The organism is Bacillus sp. RIT 809 (genome assembly GCF_016892495.1).
GTDB classification, from domain to species: domain Bacteria; phylum Bacillota; class Bacilli; order Bacillales; family Bacillaceae_G; genus Bacillus_A; species Bacillus_A cereus_U.
Map to the genome: position 1 here is coordinate 59448 of NZ_JAFEMR010000016.1, position 19689 is coordinate 79136.

Sequence of the window (19689 nt, forward strand, 5' to 3'; positions counted from 1 at the left end):
ATTGATTATGCTTGCTTCTTTTTTATTTTCACATCGTATGTTTAAACGTAAATAGCTCTTCTTTTGACTGCACAGCAGGTTGTTCCTTTTCTACATCTGTCTTCTTTATCTCACCGCCTAACCTTACTTTCATCATCGCTTCTTCTATGCTTTTCACAATCATATTTCCTGAAAAGATAGTAAGTCCAAAAAATGTAATTGGAACGAGAGGAATCCACGGATGCACTGTTAATGATCTAAAATAAACTCCAATTAAACCTGACCATTCATGTGTGTAAGAGTCTATTTCTTCTACCGGTCCTAAAAACTTAACAGTTCCGCCAAAGAATACTTCCAGTAACCCTAAGTGCAGTAAAATAGTAAGAGTCTGCGTAAACTGCTGAAGAAATACAAGTATAAACGTCATATATAGGTGCGGAAAAAGATGCTTTATAACAATATGTCTTCTTGATCCACCTAATATGCGCGCGGCATCAATAAATTCTTCCGTTTGTAATTTACGAACTTCCTTCGCAACATACAGTGCAATAACTGGCATCACAAGCATTACAAGTAATACAACTTGAAACGAAGCCCTTTCAAAAAAAGTTGTTGTTTCCTCTCCACTTCCAAATCTATTCACAGATTGAAGAAAGAAATACGCAATCATAACCGTCGGAATAACTGTGAAACTATCAAAAAAAGCCTCAATCTTTGAAAAGCCTCTTTTTATATATGTTCCGAGTACAACACCGAAAAACACACCTATTACCATTCTAAGTGCCGCAATTAAAATAGATATACCAATCGTCCACTTCGCGCCTTCAATGACTAAATGTAAAAGGTCATATCCTTTCCGGTCTGTCCCGAGTAAAAATTGTAATGAAGGTGAAAATGGTGGCACTTCTGGGTTTCCTGACGCATCATATTGCAGTGTAACTTTTTTAATCTGTCCATCATTCCATATCATATTTCCGATGCTCAAAAGAACTAATATGAGAAGAAACCCAATGCTTATCCAAAACCTTTTATCGCGTTTTATATACGTCCACATATTATAATCTCTCCTTCATCGCAGCTGGAATGAGATAATGAAACAATTTGAATAAAATAAAAATCGGAATATAAATAAGCAGCACACTAACGATGAAAACCTCAACCCTAATACCCTCATACGATTTCAAAAACATAAAAATACCACCCGTATTAAAAATCCATTCTATAATATATAAATTAGATAACATAAAAAAAACATTCGTTTTCGCAAAGAAAAGTGTACTAAGCAACACATTTCGTAAAATATGACGATTTAAAATATGAAAACGATCCAGCCCTTTCGCCTTAGCAAATAGTACATAATCTTTTTCCAGCTCATTTTCAAAACGAAGCACTAACATTTTTACAAACATAATCGTAGTCGGTATACTCAAACAAAATATTGGCAATCCTCTAATCGACTCGCCTCCGATTGACGCAATTTGAAAAGGTAAAAAACCTGTTTGTTTAAAAAACCATATAACTAAAATTTGTGATCCTAAAATAAGAAGAATGTCTGGAATGGATTCTAGGAAGATGAGAAATGATTTAATTCGGTGTTGTATACGCGGTGAACTACTCATAATCATATAAACGATACAAAATGCTACAAATAACGAAATGCAAAATGCAGCTAAAAAAATAACAATCGTTTCTTTATAATGGACAAACAACTGTGGAAATAAAAATTTATCTCTCACATATTGCAAATTGGAGATATCCATTAAGTTCGCAAATACTTCTTTTAAACTCTTTATGTACTTTGATACATGCAGCTCAAATCCATAAAATAATTTCGGCAGTGCCCCTAAACAAATAATACCCAAAATCGAAATAATAAATTGAATCGTCACTTCCATCCCATTCAGAAAAACTTTTTTGACCACATTTTCCCTTCTCTCTATATATAATTTACCCTCTAATTTTATTCTTAATTTTCTGAATTGTAAATATTTTAAACGTAAAAAAATCGCTAGGTTATGATCCTAGCGATTCTTTATGCACATGCTCTTCTCTTTTCGCAAACGGCATATACAAAATGAAACATCCAATAAGCGCTGCAATTTCTAATGAAATAATATAATAAGGATACGGCCCTAGCATATCGAGTAATGAAGCAGTTTCTGGCTTATGAGCTAAAAACATATAATTACCGCCCGTTTTATAATTCACGAATGAAACGATTGGAATTACTATGTTTAAAAATATCATCGTACGCTTAATCGATTGCAAGGTCGGTCTATATCCTTCTACCCACGTCATAAAGAGCGGTGCCCAAATGAGTAATACATGTGCAATGAAGAATTCTATAAAGCGAAAATGTGGAAAAGCGTATTGCAAGTTTGGCGTTAAAATAGCTTGTGATGCACCGATAATTCCTGTAAAAAACACAATCTCATATATTCTATAACTTTTCGTTACAATCATAATCGATGCTAACAATAAACTTATCGTACATAACTCAAATGGTAATGAAGTGCCTAGCTCAAAAATACCCGCTTTCCATTCCCACATATGAAGTCCAATCTCACTTCCTACAAATAGAAATGCAATCGCATATCGAACCGTTATATTCCACTCACTTTGACGTAATACATCTTGGTATTGATACAGAAAAATTATCCCCACCAACACAATAAATAATATAATGGCATGTTGTCTTGAGTATGGAATAAATGGTTTTAATGGATACGCACTAAAATAAGCTTCCATCTTCCTTCCTCCTCTCCTTCATACAATATTATTGTAAGAAAGAAACAACGAGTCAATTCATCTGCTTAAAGCATAAGTTTCACTAGGACAACCTCTACCTTACATTTGCATATCCATACCTTACAAAACTGTAAGGTTATTGTAAGCTAAAACGATTTGTCAGATTCTTCACCTCTTCTATACTTAATGTAGATACTAAAACGAACGAAAAGGTGATAAATAGATGAAGAAGAAAAATAAAGTGTTAATTACTAGTGTAGTAGCAATCGGAATTGCAGCTGGATCATATTTTGCTTTAGCTGGCGGTAGTTCAGAAGTAGCAATGGCATATGGCGGTTATAAAGTTACGGAAAAACAAATTGAAAATGCACAAAAATTTGGCGGCGAAGTTATTCCAAATGGAATTGAAACAATTTCATTCGATCCAACAAAAGGTACGTATGAATTAGCTGTTAAAAAAGGTGATGAAGTAAAAAAAGGTCAGCTTCTGTTTAAATATAATGACCCTACCGCTAAACAAGGTGTAACGGAAGCAGAAATGCAAAAGAAACTTGCTAACAAAGAAGTTGACTTACTAAACAAACAACTAAATGCAGCAAAACAAAAATTACAAAAAGATAAAAATGCAGGCCTTCCTCAGGAAGCATTAAAAGCATCGGAAATCGAAGTGCAACAATTAGAATCACAACTTGAAATGAAGAAGTTTGAAGTAGAAAAAGCTGATGAAATGATTAAAGTAGCAAAAGAGAAAGTAAACACACTTTCTGTAACGAGCCCTGTTGATGGCGTAATTGATGATATCGTGAAAACTGCTGATGAAAAAACAGGTATGAGTGGCATTACTCTTCGTCACGCTGGTCCATTTAAAGTAAAAGGTCAACTTTCTGAATACGAGCTTGCTAGTATGAAAGTTGGGCAAGAAGTAACTGTTTCATCAAAAACGGTCGCTGGTAAGACTTGGACAGGAAAAGTAACGGAAATCGGTTCTACACCATTAAAGAGCATGGACGAAAATAAAACTGTTTCTAACTATCAATTCACTGTCACATTAGATAATAGTGAAGAATTACAAAACGGCTTCCACGTTTACGTAACAAGTAAATCTGGCGAAGCAACTGGTACGATTGTTCCGAAAAGCAGTATTGTGAAAAAAGGTGACAAAAATGTTGTCTTCGTTGTAAAAGATGGTAAAGCGAAAGAACAAGCGGTTACTGTTGAATTCGAGACAGATAGCGAAGCAAAAGTTTCTGGAGTGAAAAAAGGAGAGCAAATTATCTCTAAACCTGAAAAAGACTTAAAAGATGGTATGGAGGTTGTCGTTGAATGATTAACTTAAAAAGCATCACGAAATCCTTCCAAAACGGTGCAGAATCAGTTCAAATATTACATGGAATTGATGTAACACTGAACCAAGGAGAATTCACTTCTATTATGGGACCATCTGGTTCTGGTAAATCAACATTAATGAACATTATCGGTTGCTTAGATAAACCAACGACAGGTACGTACGAACTAGCTGGTCAAAACATTTCAAACATGTCTGAGACAGAACTTGCACACGTTCGTAATAAAGAGATCGGATTCATATTCCAAAACTTTATGTTACTACCAAGACTTACAGCACTACAAAATGTTGAATTACCTCTTATTTATGCAGGTGTTGATAAAAAAGAGCGACGTGAACGTTCACTAGCAGCTTTAACAAAAGTAGGTTTAGCTGATCGTGCTACTCACTTACCAAATGAATTGTCAGGTGGACAAAAGCAGCGTGTCGCAGTCGCACGTGCAATCGTAAATAACCCGAAATTTCTCTTAGCAGATGAACCGACGGGTGCACTTGATACGAAAACAAGCACACAAATTATGGACCTCTTTTACGAACTAAACGAACAAGGCTCAACAATCATTATGATTACCCATGACCGTGAAATCGGGGAAGCAGCAGCGCGCCAAATTGTAATTCGTGACGGAAATATCGTCCAAGATTGGAGAGGTTAATTTTGAACACGAGTGAAAATATACGCATGGCCCTTTCCTCTATCTTTGCTCATAAAATGCGTTCTATCTTAACGATGTTAGGTATTATTATTGGTATTAGTGCCATTATTACTATCATTTCAATGGGTGATGGTACAAACGCAAAGTTTAAAAAAGAGTTAGGCCAAGGAAAAGATACTGAAGTAACGATTTACTACAACAACCCTGATTATGGAACTGATAGTGCCAAAATCACACCTGATATGCTAAAACGTCTTCAAACTGTACCAGGCGTTAAAGATGTTTATCCAGATGTAAGTATGAAAGTAAAAGCATCTTCTGGTTCAAAGGATGTCTCTCTTGATTTAAAAGGTGGAACAGGCGCCTTCATGACAGATGCGAAAATAAAATTAGTTCACGGTCGTGAATTAAATGATAGTGAATTAAAGCAAGCAATCCCTGCTGTTATTTTAAATGAAGAAGCTTTCAATAAATTATTTAACGGCTGGGAATCAAATTTATACACTGACATAAAAGGAAAGCCATATAAAGTAGTCGGTGTGTATGAAACGAAAAATGATTTCGGAATGGCGATGTCAGAAGGCTATACATCACTTGAAAACGCTCCTGTAATCTCAGGAGTAACTGAGTATGACTCTGTAAGATTAATATTAACTTCGCCAGCAGAACGTAAAAGTGTAGAAAAACAAGCCGCTTCTGTTCTAAACGAAATGAAAGCTCCTAAATTTGAGCATAAATTCGAAGCTCAAGATATGGGTGAATTTACGAAGCAACTAGATGAATCAATCGGTATGATGAAAATGGTATTCGGTGGTATCGCTGCTATCTCCTTACTTGTTGGTGGTATCGGTGTAATGAATATCATGCTTGTATCTGTAACAGAACGTACACGTGAGATTGGTATTCGTAAAGCACTTGGTGCAACGCGCGGTAAAGTATTAACGCAATTCTTAATTGAATCTTGTATTTTAACAGGACTCGGTGGTTTCATCGGATTCATGCTTGGTATTTTCTTCGCTTGGATCGTCTCAATCTTTGCCGGATGGCCACTCGTTATCTCAAAAGAACTTGGACTTCTTTCAGTAGGTATCTCAATGCTAATCGGTATTGCATTCGGTTTACTACCAGCAAACAAAGCTGCTAAACTTGATCCAATTGAATGTTTACGATATGAGTAAATAAAAACGTAGGAGTTTACACTCCTACGTTTTTTATTTGATTGAAGGCAAATGTAATTTTATCGACGTTTTGACACAAATAAGAACCTCTAGCTTCTATTATATAATTCTACTGCAATTCGTGAACCAATTCATAACGATATCGTCCCTTTAAATCATGTTTCTTCTATTATATATGTTTCATGTTACGAATATCTTTTTATCATTTAAACTTTCATTTCTTGCGAAAGCCATCAAGCAATCCTATTATTGCAAAAATAATATGTAAAAGAACAAATTCAAGGCGTAATTTTTTCCATACTACAACTTATTTTGTAACAATTATATCTCTATTTCATTAAAATTAACCCTATATATATGACTTCACACACAAAAAAATTATATTTTTATAACTAAATTGCAATTTAAACAGTTAAATACCCCTATTTCGTAACGTTACAGAAATACCAGCGTAATTCTACTGAAACATTATTAATCTATTAGTAATTAAAATAGTATTGATTTTATGAATACTATGTTCTAATCCCCTAAAAAACGAGAAGAAAACGCTATCAGGATATTAATGGAATTATTACAGAATATTAATGCCTCGTTACGAATGCTTTGTAGTTTTGTGTTTTCCGCAAATAAGAAAATAATGGTTGCTATAATGAGGTCAACGAAAACAAATGCAATGGAGGCTATTATGAAAAAATTTATGGGTATAGCAACAGCAGCGGTTTTTGGTCTTGGGATTTTCACAACATCTGCTAAAGCAGAAACAATCGTAACGACTGATGTACTAAATGTACGAGAAAACCCAACTACTGAATCACAAGTTGTCGGAAAGTTATTAGATGGATATAAAGTTAACGTTTTACATACAGAAAACGGATGGTCAAAAGTTAAATTAAATAGTGGTAAAGAGGCTTTCATAAGCGCTGACTACACAAAAGATACTTACTACGTAACAGCAAACGTATTAAACGTACGTGCTGGTGCAAACACAGACTCAGAAATTCTTGGTAAGTTGAAACAAGATGATGTAATCGAAACAACACACGAAGTGCAAAATGACTGGATTCAATTTGAATATAACGGAAAAACAGCTTATGTTCATGTTCCTTACTTAACAGGTAAAGCACCAGTTAAAGTTCAACCAGCAGTTAAAGTTGAAAAAGCAATTAAAGTTCAAGACACAGCTAAAGTTCGTGAAGCAGTTAAAGCTGGAGAAGTAGCTGAAACTCAAGCAAAAGCTAAAGCTCAAGAAGCAACTAAAGCTCGTGAAGCAGCTGAAGCTCAAGCAGAAGTTAAAGCTCAGGAAGCAGCTAAAGCTCGTGAAGCAGCTAAGGCTCAAGCAGAAACTAAAGCTCAGGCAGATGCTGAAGCTCAGGCAGAAGCTAAAGCTCAAGAAGCAGCTAAAGCTCGTGAAGCAGCTAAAGCTCAGGAAGCAGCTGAAGCTCAAGCAGCGGCTAAAGCTCAAGAAGCAGCTAAAGCTCGTGAAGCGGCTAAAGCTCAGGCAGATGCTGAAGCTCGTGAAGCAGCTAAGGCTCAAGAGGCAGCAGCTGAAGCTCGTAAAGAAGCTAAAGCTCAAGAGGCAGCTAAAGCTCGTGAAGCGGCTAAAGCTCAAAAACCAGCTACACAACAACCTGTTGCGAAAGAAACTGAAACAAGTGCACCATCTTCTTCTCGTGAATTAAGAGTTGAAGCAACAGCTTACACAGCAGATCCACTTGAAAATGGTTATAAAGCAGGCGACCAAGTAAAATCAGCTTTAGGCCATAACTTAACAGCTAATCCAAACATGAAACTTATTGCAGTTGATCCAAGTGTCATTCCATTAGGTTCAAAAGTATGGGTTGAAGGTTACGGAGTAGCAATCGCTGGTGATACTGGTGGAGCTATTAAAGGAAATAAAATTGACGTTTTAATGCCAGATAAAGGTACATCAAGTAACTGGGGACGTAAAACAGTTACAGTAAAAGTTTTAAACTAATTACTATATAAAAAAGAGTCAGTCTCAACGTTGAGGCTGACTCTTTTTTATGACTCTTACATTCTTTCTCCTTCTCTCCCGTCCAAGTTAAATCTATCCCTTTGAATTCTATATACGATAGACTACTATTTCAACAGAAAAAAGAGGATGCCATAGCATCCCCCTCCTTGTCTTCCCTATTCCACACAAGTAAACTGCGTCCAAGCCCCTACATAATCTAGTAAAAACAGTTCTTCTTCAGCAATTGTACCGACAATATTTTTCCGTTCATCTATCGGCATTTCTTTTAGAATGATTTGCAGTTCACCTTTATACTTTCCGAATGAGTTATTACCAATTACAACTTGGCCTCTTTCCTGCGGTACACTTTCTCGCATTGGGAAATCATCGTCTTTATACTTTTTACGTACTTCTGTAGAACGTACCATATATTCTGTTATGTCGCCGCGTCTTACGTGTAATTCTTGCAGTGTCGCTCTCTTCTCTACTTCAGTCGATTCGTCTACAAATTGTACTTTCAGCTGTAACATGTAACGATTTAAGTTTCCTAGTTTCTCTAATTCTTCTTCGCTCGCATAAGCATTTCCGATAATAACATCATCAATAAGCCCTGTTGCCCATAAATGTTTCGCTTGTACTTCAATTGGTAAATTACGATGTTGTTCTAATGTACATAATCCATCATTAATATCCCATGGACCGATGTCAGCTGCATGCGATGTAATAAAGGCTGCACTGCGAATACCATGCTTTTTGAAGCGTTCACTACAGCGAATGAAATAATCATACGGAAGACCAGTGAATTTTTGCGGATAAAAATTGTGACAACCAATTAAAGCTGATTTATTCGCTTGATGCGAAAGGATATTTTCTAAATAGGCAATATCATTACTTACATTCAGCTCAATTTTTAAGCCATATGGATTATTCGTCATTTTCGCTTCTGTTAACCCGTCAAACCCTACATCTAAACGAATTCCATCTGCACCTAACTCTGCAAAGAATGATAGATCACTATAACTAATACTAAGTTGATCGAATACAGCCGGAGCTACATCTAAAATAACTTCCATATTGTACTCTTTTGCATGCGCAATAATTTCTTTAAATTCAGCTACAATTTCCTCTTTCGGACGATTAACAGATAGTAAACAAGTGAATATTCTTGAAAAACCGTGACGTGCCGCTGCTGAAATGTATGCCATATCTTTTTCTTTCGTTGAATGCTCTGGATAAAGTGAAATTCCTAATTTACGCTCCATGCTTTTGCATCTCCTTCACACGTTGTATTAATGCCATACTCGTAAATCTATATTTTGCAGATAAACATGTTGCACATAAAATCGTTGGTACGATGATAAAGAATGGTGATTGTAAGCTAAATGCTACATAAGCTCCCATTGAACATCCGATAAACAATATCGACACAAGTAGTAAAACTAATAACGATTTACTTTGTACCCACTTTGAATAATGCGCAATGCACTGCCCCGCTACGAATGTAATTAAGATGATAATTGCTCCGAGCATTCTGATTTCTCCTCTCCTGCTAATTGTTGTTTCTCATACATTTTGAAGAATGGGTAGTAAATAACGAATGAGATAACAAAGTTAACAAGTACAAGTACACCAGCCATAATTGTCCAGTCCGTACTAATAATAGCTGCAATTGGCGCTAACATCGTAAATGGCAGCTTCGCCATCATGAGCGGAATCATACCTGAAACAACTGCGAAATATGATACTGTCGTTGTAACTAACGGTGTAATAACGAATGGAATAATTAAGATCGGGTTCATTACAATTGGTGCCCCGAAAATAATTGGTTCGTTAATATTGAATAAACCTGGTACAAATGATAATCTACCTAACTCTTTTAGGAACTTAGATTTAGAGAACATAAACATAATTACTAAAGCTAAAGTTGAGCCTGATCCACCAATCCATACGAACCATTGAATAAATTGCTCTGTAAATAAGTTTGGTAATTGATGTGCATTTCCTGTAGCCGTGAAAACTTCCATATTTTCAAGAATTGCTGAATCCCACATCGGACGAATGATTGGTCCTAAAATCGCTGGGCCATGTATACCGAATGACCAGAAGAACACGATTAAGAATACTGTTAATAAACCGCCGAATAAATTATTTCCTACTAATACTGATTTTAGTGGTGCGATTAAATATGTAATTGTTGTATTCACATCAAATTTCAAACCGTAACGAATGCCCCAGAATAAAAGAATAACTACTAAAGTTGGAATTAATGCTGCAAATGAATTTGCAACTGCTGGTGGTACACTATCTGGTAATTTAATCGAGATATTATGCTTAATCATGAAATGATAAATTTCAACTGCAATTAATGCTGTCACAATAGCTCCAAATAAAGACGTAGCACTTAATGTCCCTACTGAAATATATCTTCCTGCATCAATAACACCTGGTACAGCTTTTGTTATTTGAATTGGTTCAACTGATGCTAGTAAAAAGGCGAGTACAGATAATAATCCTGCACTTAACTGATTGAGCTGATAAAAGTTCGCGAGTGAGGCCCCTACCCCAAATGCTGCGTATAAAGCCATTAAACCTACTGTAAATCGGAATGGAATATCTAAAATATGGCGAAACGGTGCAATCCACTCCATATATGCATCAATTGGTAAATTTAAAAAGATAACGAAAAATGACCCGACAATCGTTAACGGTAATGTAGAAATAACTCCATTCCGAATTGCTAATAAATGTCGTTGCCCCGCAATCTTTTGCGTTGTCGGCATAATCTTCTGTTCCATAAAACTCATAAAACCATTCATCGATAACCCTCCCTATGTTCAATCTGTCGAAAACAAAAGTTATAACATTATAATGTTTATATTTAAAAAAATATAATTACGCTAAAACTAACTGTTCAGCTTGCTTAAGTACTTTCAAACCATCACACATGCCATAATCTCGTTGTTCTATAATTGCAACTGGTATATCATATGACTTCGCAAGAAACTCTACCGCTGGAAACAAATACTTCACCTGTGGTCCAATTAAAACAACATCAGCATTTTTTATTTCCAGTTTCACAAGTTCCGAATCGACTGCTTTAATTTTATAATCCTTCCCTTGTTTCTTTGCCTCTTCTTGCATTTTTCTTACAACCATACTCGTTGACATGCCTGCTGCACAACATAATAAAATGTACATATTATACTGTCACTTTCTCTTCCACTCGTTTATGAAGAGTAATAAATTCCTCAGCAAGTTCTTTCACTGTAATGGCATTCATTAAATGATCTTGTGCATGCACTAATAATAAACTTATTTCTGCATGGTTTCCTCTTGCTTCCTCTTGAATTAAATCCGTTTGAATACGATGAGCGGATGATATTTCCTCACTAGCAAGTTCCATCTTTTCACTCGCATTCTCAAAATCTCCTTGTCTTGCAAAAGCGATCGCTTCAAGTGCCGCGCTTCTAGCGTTGCCACCATGTAAAATTAATGCAAATGGAGTTTGCATATCAGTCATTTAAAATTCCTCCAAGCTATGTTTTTTCTATATTCTTATCTTATTATGAAAACGCATACAATTAAACATAAAAAACTTCCGTTATGTAACGGAAGTTTTTATATACTTTTCTTATAAAGATAATAATATCTCTTGGAAATCTTCAATTACTTCAGCCTGAGTTAATTTCTCTATCGTATTCTGGCTAGACATAATATCATATAAAAAATCATAAAGCTTTTGTAAATCTTCATTATTATTGCGCTTCACACTAAATAAAATAATGACTTGTACTTTCTTATCTCCCCAGTCAACAGCCTTTTCAAGTGTACAAAACATCAAAAATGTTTGCTCACTTAATAACTGCATCGGGTGTGGAATCGCAACTAAATTCCCAACCGCTGTAGGAGATGTGTTCTCTCTCTCCATAACAGAAGCATAAAAGTTTGCGGGTACATAATTTTTCGCAGCAGCTTTCTCACATAAAAACTGGATAACCTCTTCTTTCGTAGAAGCACTACGATTTAAGAAGATCAAATCTTCCTTAATATATTGCTTCACACTATTATCCACATGCGTAAATAACTGCTGACCAATCGATTTAATCTCTTTATCATCAAATATTGAGTTCACTTTTATAACTGGCACAGGCAAACCACTCGGTATATGAATCGTACTAATAATACAATCTATTTTATCTTTATAAAGGTCTTCTACCTTCAATTGATAATAGCCTGTAATACCTACAATCTCTAATTTATCTCGGAACTGTGATAGAATTTTATATTTCAGTAGCTGTGCACTCCCTTGGCCAGTCGCACAAACTAATAAACATCTTTTCTTTTGATTATTTTCTTGTAAACGGCTCATCGCCCCTCCAAAGTGAATGGCAATATAACCAATTTCACTCTCTGGAATGGATTCACCCGTATATTCACCAATTATATCTCCAACGAGAACTGCAATTTCAAAAGCATATGGATAATTTTTTTTCACTTCTGCCAAAAGAGGATTTCTCGTATTTAATTTATATTTCAAACGATTTAATAACGTTTTTAAATGAACACCAAACCCAAATAATAATTCTTCATCATAATAAAAAGTAAGATTCCGTTCTTCCGCCACTTTGAAAAGAATATGCTGCATGAATGCATATACGTCTTTCCCTAATAGCTCTTCCACATTTTCATAGCGATCTCTTGCTGTAACAGCAGTACTTAATAAATGCATCGTCACATATAAAATTTCTTCTTCTGGAAATTGAAGTTTTAGCTCTTCCCCTAAATTCCCTAAAATCTGTTTCGCAATTTTATATTCTTTCTTTATTATAAGTTCAGATTCCTCTACATGCAGTACTTGAATGTAATGATCATCCCTGCATCTCTTTAAAGCAATCGCAATATGAATTGATAAATTATCAATTTCTATATCTGATAAATATATCGTTCCTCCCTCGATATACTTTAGTATAACTGAGCGGATGAGAGAAATATGGGGTAACGATAAATACGTGTCCGTCTGCTCATAGTTCTCATGAAACGGAGTATGGTCATACCGCGGTAAACCATATTGTGATAAACAAGAACGAATATTAAATTCTTCTCCCACAATACGTATACCATAATATGGTCTTTTTTCAATTTGTAACTCATAGCGACTACAAATATCCGTAACATCTTTCATAATTAAGTTTACAGTAGATTTGCTCACATAAATCTCTTCCGCTAGCTGTGAAAGCTTCATATACCCATCTGTCGTTAAAATACGTTGTAAAATATAAGCTACTCTTTCTTCATAAGAAGTTGGAATCTTTTCCGTCTGTTTTTGAAATACATTTAAGCAAAAATCTTCAAACTTCTTAGTTTGTATAATTTCTAGTTCGTACCCATTTCCCCTTTGTGATTCAATTTTCGCTCCGTGTTCTTCCAATATATCATTTAATAATTTTATATCCTTTTGAATCGTCTTCGTTGATACATGTAAACGGCTCGCTAAAAAAGCTCGATTTAACATCGATTTCTCTTCTAAAAACTCCTCTAAAATGGAAATTAATCGCTGATGCACTTTTGTCATAGCTCTTCCTCTCGCTCTATATATAAAAAGGAAAAAGCTGCTGAAGTCAGTAGTTTTTTCCTTTTTCATTTTCTCTATTTCTTTAATGTAAATCCAAACTTATCCCAAGCTTGTAAATAATCTAATAAGAAGGTTTCTTCCTCTACCACTCGGCCAACTACATTTGTTTTTCCTGTATTCACCATATCTTTTAAAGCAATTTGCAATTCACCTTTATATTGACCATACTGTTCATTATCAATTAAAAGATCCCCGCGCTTAATTTCGCGCGTATTATGCGGTTTGAACTCTTCTTTTTTATATTTCACACGACTCTGTGTAGAACGAATCATATATTCAGATACATCTCCGCGATAAAAATGCGGTTCGTCTAACACAATAATTCTCTCTAATTCTGTTGTTGTATCATATAGTCCTATATCAAATGTTTGTTTCTCTTTATTTAATGCACCTAGTGCTTGTAATTCTTCTTCTGAAGCATAAGCGTTCGCAATAATAACATCATCAATTAATTCTGTCGCAAATAAATGCTTCGCCTGTGTTGTCATCGGTAATTCACGATGCTGCTCTAACGTACATAAGCCTTCCGTTACTGGCCAAGGCCCATATGTTGCATCGAATGATGAAATAAAAGCAGCGGTTCTCATACCGTAATCTTTAAATTGTTTCGAGCATTTAATGAAATGATCGTATGATAATCCTGAATAACGATGTGGATAGAAATTATGACAGCCAATTAAATTTTCACGATTTGGTCTATGGCTCATAATGTTATCTACATACTTCGTACCGTTACTCATATTAATTTCAATTTTTAAGCCGTATGGATTGTACGTCATAATTGATTCTTCTAAACCTGAGAAACCGACATCTAAACGAATACCATAAGCACCTAGTTCATGGAAGAACGATAAATCATTATACGAAATACCTAGTTGTTCAAAAACAGATGGACTAATATCAACTAATACTTGAAACCCTAACGCATTCGCATGAGAGATCGTTTCCTTAAACTCTTCTATAATCGTCTCTTTTTCGCCATCTACAGATAATAAACATGTGAATACACGTGTAAATCCGTATTTACTTGCTAATGTTACATACTCTTTATCTTCCTCTACTGTCGAATGTTCTGGATAAATAGAAATACCTAATCGTCTCATATGTACACGCCTCTTTCTTCATCATATTGTAAACCTTTTCAAATATATGTAGTGAAAAAGTATGTATCCCCTTCTCATCCACTACCATTTGAATCCGCTTTCTTTAAAGAAAAAACAATTTCTATCATTCATAACAACTACTAGTCTATACATCTATACTTTACATCTTTTTTTCAAAATTGTGTAGTCTTTCCACAAATTTGTCAGTTTTTTCGCCTTGAAAATTGTTATACGTTTTCAAGGCACCTTCCTTGACTGTTACGTTGACCACTACATATACTCGAAAGAACAGAGATAAAGTGAAACTTTAATCAGTGGGGGTTTTGTTCATCCCCCACTGATTATTAGCCTTCACCAATCGGGCGTTTACGGGCAGCCCGACTCCCACCTAACTTCTTTGCTCCAGCCGGATTTTAAGGTGGGAGTTTTACTGCCCGCAAATAGCAGGAAAAAATTTATATAGGGGATGAATATATGGGAGAGGCAGTACTCGTAAAACGAGAACCGTTATGGACAAAAGAGTTTATTGCGCTAATTCTAGCAAACTTATGTATGTTTTTAGGATTTCAAATGTTAATTCCAACTTTACCTGTTTATGTGAAAGAAATTGGGGGCACAAGTTCAAATATCGGATTCGTTGTCGGCATGTTTACCGTTGCAGCACTTTTTATTAGGCCGCTAACTGGAAATGCCTTGCAAAAATTCAACAAAAAAATCATTTTAATGATCGGTACCGCTATTTGTTTACTCGCTATGGGCAGTTATCTTTTCGCTTCAACCGTTTTCCTATTGCTTGCCGTTCGAATTTTACACGGAGCTGGTTTTGGTATTACAACGACTACATACGGAACTGTCGTTTCAGATTTAATTCCGCAAGCTCGCCGCGGTGAAGGCATGGGGTATTTCGGTCTTTCTGGAACTATTGCCATGGCGCTCGGTCCGCTTATTGGACTTTGGCTTATGCAAGCATATAACTTCACGATTCTTTTTTTATGTGCACTTTCATGCACAATAGTTTCATTAATATTAACGAAACTACTTCAAATCAAAAAATCGCCGCAACCACCACAGCAAACATCTGGTACCTTTCTCGATGGGTTTATTGAGCGTAAAGCTTTACTACCTTCATTATTAATATTATGTATTACGTTAATGTACGGGGGAATTGGGAGCTTTATCACATTATTTGCTACGGAAGTCGGGATTGCTGATATTAGTCTCTTCTTTTTATTTAACGCACTTGCAATCGCTGTAACTCGTCCGTTTTCTGGAAGATTATATGATACGAAAGGCCATACATTTGTCATCATTCCAGGAGTTATTATTACGTTTACAGGTATTATCTTGCTGTCGTATACAACTACAATTCCGAGTTTAATTATTGCCGCAGCATGCTACGGCAGTGGTTTCGGAGCAATTCAACCAGCACTACAAGCATGGATGATCGACCGAGTAGCACCGCACCGGAGAGGAGTAGCAACAGCTACATTCTTCTCAGCATTTGATCTTGGAATTGGTGCTGGAGCGATTATTTTTGGATTCATTGCACACTTTACCAACTATGCAACTGTATATCGTTATTCCTCTCTATTACTTATTGCTTTCCTGTTCATTTACATTACAAGCTTACGGAAACAAAAACAGAAAGATAAAATAAACGAAAAAGCCGTTGGGTAATGTTAACTCGCTCCATTTCAAAGTACTTACACTAAAAAAATTATATATACACAAATGCAAAAAAGCAGTGGATTCCAAAAAAATCGCACTGCTTTTTGCATTGTATTGAAAGGTGAACCGCTGTTCTATTTATTCATGTTGTTCGTATGATATTAATATATAGAACGAATTGGAGGAAACATTAATGAAAGCAATATTGTATACAAAATATGGTCCCCCCGACGTACTTCAATTGAAAGAAGTTGAAAAACCTACACCTAAAGACAATGAAATACTAATAAAAATTAATGCGACAACCGTAACAGCAGGAGATATTCGTTCAAGAAGTTTTACAGTTCCCTCTTCTGTTTGGCTACCCGCTCGAATCGCACTTGGCTTTAAGCAACCGAAAAAACAAATACTAGGAATGGAATTGGCTGGTGAAGTTGAATCGGTAGGAAAAGGCGTCACACGATTTAAAAAAGGAGACCAAGTTTTTGCTGCTACCCAAGCAAATTTCGGTTCTTATGCTGAGTACATTTGTATACCTGAAGATGGAGCAGTGTGCATGAAGCCCTCCAATATATCCTATGAAGAAGCCGCAGCCATCCCAATTGGAGCACGTACAGCCTTGTTTTTCCTTAGGAAAGCTAACGTTCGAAGCGGTCAAAACATTCTTATTTACGGAGCTTCTGGAAGTGTCGGAAGTTATGCAGTGCAAATTTCCAAGTATTTCGGCGCAAAAGTTACAGGGGTGTGCAGTAGCTCAAATTTAGAATTAGTAAAGTCCCTAGGGGCTGACGAAGTAATTGATTACACCGCAAGCGATTTTTCTACTATAGACGGAGCTTATGATGTTATCTTTGAAGCCGTAAATAAGAGTACCTTTGCAGAGTGTATTAAAATGTTAAAGGAAGATGGTACCTATATAAATATCGTTGAACCGTTACCAAGTGCTCAAATGCTCTGGACTAAATTGACAAGTCACATGAAACTCATATTAAGTCAAAACGCACCTGAAACTTCCGAAGCATTAAATTTCCTTAAAGAACTAGTTGAGAACGGTAAAATAAAAGTGATCATTGATAGGCAATACACTTTTGAGGAAATTGTTGAGGCTCACATATATGTTGAAAAAGGACACAAAAAGGGAAATGTCGTCATAAACTTGAAACATAACGACAACTCCTAATAAAGTGAAACTTTAATCAGTGGGTAGCTTTATCTCCCACAAATAGCAGGATAAACAAGCACACTGCACACAGTTTTTACAATACGAAGTACTCAAACTTTTTTAACATAAAAAACCAGGGCAAATTCATATGCGAATTGCTCTTTTTTAATGTTGCAAGCACTCCAAAGAAGTGGATTAATATACTTCAATCATTTTTTCACTTTCATCAGTACACTCATTTCAAACCTCCCCATTTCCCCTACATATTTTTCTAACTTTGATCAAAAAATATGCAAAGAACCATTATAAATAAAGTGAAACTTTACTTAGCACACCCAATTTGGATAGTTTATCTCTCCTATTTTTACTATTAATAAATAGTGTGATAAATGTGACTTCTTTACGAAATAGTGAGATACCATGCATGAAAACCAATTAAATCCAGGAGTTTCTTTAAAGAATTGTAAACTTTTTAGTACTTTGTAAATTTAGTGTAAAATTTATAGACAAACCGTTTACAGTGCCTCAAGGTTTAGTTAATAATTACATCGTACATGAAATTTAAGGAGTGGAATGCGTGGAATACAATATTCAAGATATGATCTTCCAGTTCATTGGTGGATTAGGTATTTTCTTATTCGGGATTAAATACATGGGCGATGGACTGCAACAAGCAGCCGGAGATCGTCTTCGCGATATTCTAGATCGTTTTACTACAAACCCTCTTATGGGTGTACTAGCAGGTATGTTAGTTACAGTATTAATTCAATCAAGTTCAGGAACAACCGCTTTAACAGTCGGACTTGTAAGTGCCGGATTTATGACATTAAGACAAGCAATTGGTGTTATTATGGGTGCAAACATCGGAACGACAGTTACTGCATTTATTATCGGAATTAAAATCGGAGAATATGCTCTTCCAATTATGGCAGTCGGAGCAATCTTATTATTCTTCTTTAAAAATAAAAAAGTACAGTCTTTAGGTCAAGTCGTATTCGGATTTGGTATGTTATTCTTTGGTTTAGAATTGATGAGCGCAGGTATGAAACCTCTTCGTTCTTTAGAATCATTCCAAGAATTAATGGTTAGCATGAGTGATAACCCAATCTTAGGAATCGTTGTTGGTACAGTCTTCACTTTAATCGTACAAAGTTCAAGTGCGACAATCGGTATTTTGCAAGAACTATTCGGCCAGGGTGCAATCGATTTACAAGCTTCCCTTCCTGTATTATTCGGTGATAACATCGGTACAACAATTACAGCTGTATTAGCAGCAATCGGTACTTCTATTGCAGCAAGACGTGCAGCATTAGTTCACGTTATCTTTAATATCGTCGGTACAATTATCTTTACGATTTTATTAGTACCATTTACAAGTTTAATTCAATATTTCCAAACATCATTAAACTTAAATCCAGAAATGACAATCGCATTTGCCCACGGAACATTTAACGTAACAAATGCACTTATTCAATTCCCATTCATCGCTGTATTAGCATGGATTGTAACAAAACTTATTCGCGGCGAAGATTCTGCTATTGATTTCAAACCGCAACATTTAAATCCAATCTTTATTGAACAATCTCCTGCTATCGCACTAACAGAAGCGCAAAAAGAAATTGTTCGCATGGCTGAGTTTTCTTTACAAGGATTAAAAGAAGCAAACCAATTTTTAAATACACAAGAAAAGAAACACGCTGATATGGCTACGCAATTAGAAGCAGCTATTAACAATTTAGATAAAAAAATTACCGAGTATTTAGTTTTACTATCAGAAAAACCACTTTCACATACAGACTCTGAAAAGCATTCAGTTCTAGCAGGTGTTGTTGGAGATATTGAACGTGTTGGTGATCATGTAGAAAACTTAGTAGAACTTGTAGATTTCCAAATTTCAAACCGCGTTTCACTATCAGATGAAGCACTAACTGAATTAAATGAAATGCTTGAATTAACAATTTCGACATTACAAGATGCAATCAATGCTTTAACAAACTTCGACACTGAACTAGCCCAAACGGTTATTGCAAAAGAACGTAAAATTGACCAAATGGAACGTGTTCTTCGTAAACGTCATGTGTTACGTCTGAACGAACGTAGCTGTTCAGGTGATGCAAGCATCATTTTCGTTGATATGGTAAGTAACTTAGAGCGTATCGGTGATCACGCTGTAAATATTGCTGATGGCGTTTTAGGTGAACAAGGAAAAGTAAATTTAAAACAATCATTATAATAGGAAAAGAGAC

At 35.6% G+C, this 19689-nt stretch carries 17 protein-coding genes; 7 read left to right on the top strand and 10 right to left on the bottom strand.

Annotated elements, in window-relative coordinates; all coding sequences use genetic code 11:
• Positions 1–28 precede the first annotated feature (28 nt).
• The 3 genes from JTF23_RS17815 to JTF23_RS17825 all read right to left on the bottom strand — a co-directional run bounded on the left by JTF23_RS17815 (position 29) and on the right by JTF23_RS17825 (position 2727).
• A complete protein-coding gene (locus tag JTF23_RS17815; protein WP_016103806.1) occupies positions 29–1033 on the bottom strand; it encodes an ABC transporter permease in 1005 nt (334 codons plus the stop codon).
• Between the two features lies 1 nt (position 1034).
• Complete coding sequence (locus JTF23_RS17820; protein ID WP_078174039.1) at positions 1035–1901, bottom strand: ABC transporter permease subunit; 867 nt, start codon at positions 1899–1901, stop codon at positions 1035–1037.
• A gap of 91 nt (positions 1902–1992) precedes the next feature.
• Positions 1993–2727: a YwaF family protein gene (locus tag JTF23_RS17825; protein WP_078174040.1), complete on the bottom strand. Its 735-nt coding sequence runs from the start codon at positions 2725–2727 to the stop codon at positions 1993–1995.
• A 223-nt stretch (positions 2728–2950) separates the two neighbouring features.
• Between JTF23_RS17825 and JTF23_RS17830 the strand changes: the two genes are divergently transcribed.
• The 4 genes from JTF23_RS17830 to entC all read left to right on the top strand — a co-directional run bounded on the left by JTF23_RS17830 (position 2951) and on the right by entC (position 7878).
• The gene (locus JTF23_RS17830) at positions 2951–4054 is read left to right on the top strand and encodes an efflux RND transporter periplasmic adaptor subunit (RefSeq protein ID WP_204209313.1); all 1104 of its coding nucleotides are present in this window, start codon (positions 2951–2953) and stop codon (positions 4052–4054) included.
• A complete protein-coding gene (locus JTF23_RS17835) occupies positions 4051–4725 on the top strand; it encodes an ABC transporter ATP-binding protein (protein ID WP_016103803.1) in 675 nt (224 codons plus the stop codon). Before JTF23_RS17830 ends, JTF23_RS17835 begins: the two co-directional genes overlap by 4 nt.
• 26 nt (positions 4726–4751) lie before the next feature.
• A complete protein-coding gene (locus JTF23_RS17840; RefSeq protein WP_418883982.1) occupies positions 4752–5903 on the top strand; it encodes an ABC transporter permease in 1152 nt (383 codons plus the stop codon).
• A gap of 562 nt (positions 5904–6465) precedes the next feature.
• Positions 6466–7878 (top strand): cell wall-binding protein EntC, encoded by a 1413-nt coding sequence (gene entC, locus JTF23_RS17845; protein ID WP_204209314.1) that lies wholly within the window; start codon positions 6466–6468, stop codon positions 7876–7878.
• Positions 7879–8054: 176 nt separating this feature from the next.
• On the opposite strand, the gene JTF23_RS17850 is transcribed toward entC, so the two are convergent.
• The 7 genes from JTF23_RS17850 to JTF23_RS17880 all read right to left on the bottom strand — a co-directional run bounded on the left by JTF23_RS17850 (position 8055) and on the right by JTF23_RS17880 (position 14613).
• Complete coding sequence (locus tag JTF23_RS17850; protein WP_204209315.1) at positions 8055–9140, bottom strand: DUF871 domain-containing protein; 1086 nt, start codon at positions 9138–9140, stop codon at positions 8055–8057.
• Positions 9130–9408, bottom strand: a complete 279-nt coding sequence (locus JTF23_RS17855; protein ID WP_002150399.1) for a hypothetical protein — start codon at positions 9406–9408, stop codon at positions 9130–9132. The genes JTF23_RS17850 and JTF23_RS17855 overlap by 11 nt, the downstream gene beginning before the upstream one ends.
• Positions 9384–10694: a PTS sugar transporter subunit IIC gene (locus JTF23_RS17860; RefSeq protein WP_002201677.1), complete on the bottom strand. Its 1311-nt coding sequence runs from the start codon at positions 10692–10694 to the stop codon at positions 9384–9386. Before JTF23_RS17860 ends, JTF23_RS17855 begins: the two co-directional genes overlap by 25 nt.
• A 76-nt stretch (positions 10695–10770) precedes the next feature.
• On the bottom strand, positions 10771–11076 hold the full coding sequence (locus tag JTF23_RS17865) for a PTS sugar transporter subunit IIB (RefSeq protein WP_002087440.1): 306 nt from the start codon (positions 11074–11076) through the stop codon (positions 10771–10773).
• A gap of 1 nt (position 11077) precedes the next feature.
• Positions 11078–11398, bottom strand: a complete 321-nt coding sequence (locus JTF23_RS17870; RefSeq protein WP_204209316.1) for a PTS lactose/cellobiose transporter subunit IIA — start codon at positions 11396–11398, stop codon at positions 11078–11080.
• A 111-nt stretch (positions 11399–11509) separates the two neighbouring features.
• Complete coding sequence (locus JTF23_RS17875; RefSeq protein ID WP_204209317.1) at positions 11510–13450, bottom strand: BglG family transcription antiterminator; 1941 nt, start codon at positions 13448–13450, stop codon at positions 11510–11512.
• A 74-nt stretch (positions 13451–13524) separates the two neighbouring features.
• Positions 13525–14613: a DUF871 domain-containing protein gene (locus JTF23_RS17880; RefSeq protein ID WP_204209318.1), complete on the bottom strand. Its 1089-nt coding sequence runs from the start codon at positions 14611–14613 to the stop codon at positions 13525–13527.
• Between the two features lie 474 nt (positions 14614–15087).
• On the opposite strand from JTF23_RS17880, the gene JTF23_RS17885 reads away from it, so the two are divergent.
• The 3 genes from JTF23_RS17885 (at position 15088) to JTF23_RS17895 (ending at position 19676) form a co-directional block, all read left to right on the top strand.
• Entirely contained in the window at positions 15088–16290 is a 1203-nt protein-coding gene (locus JTF23_RS17885; RefSeq protein WP_016103796.1) for an MFS transporter, read from the top strand.
• A 184-nt stretch (positions 16291–16474) separates the two neighbouring features.
• Positions 16475–17461 carry an NAD(P)-dependent alcohol dehydrogenase gene (locus tag JTF23_RS17890; RefSeq protein WP_204209319.1) on the top strand — a complete coding sequence of 329 codons (987 nt, stop codon included), beginning with the start codon at positions 16475–16477 and terminating at the stop codon, positions 17459–17461.
• Between the two features lie 559 nt (positions 17462–18020).
• The gene (locus JTF23_RS17895) at positions 18021–19676 is read left to right on the top strand and encodes a Na/Pi cotransporter family protein (protein WP_002159186.1); all 1656 of its coding nucleotides are present in this window, start codon (positions 18021–18023) and stop codon (positions 19674–19676) included.
• Positions 19677–19689: the final 13 nt, after the last annotated feature.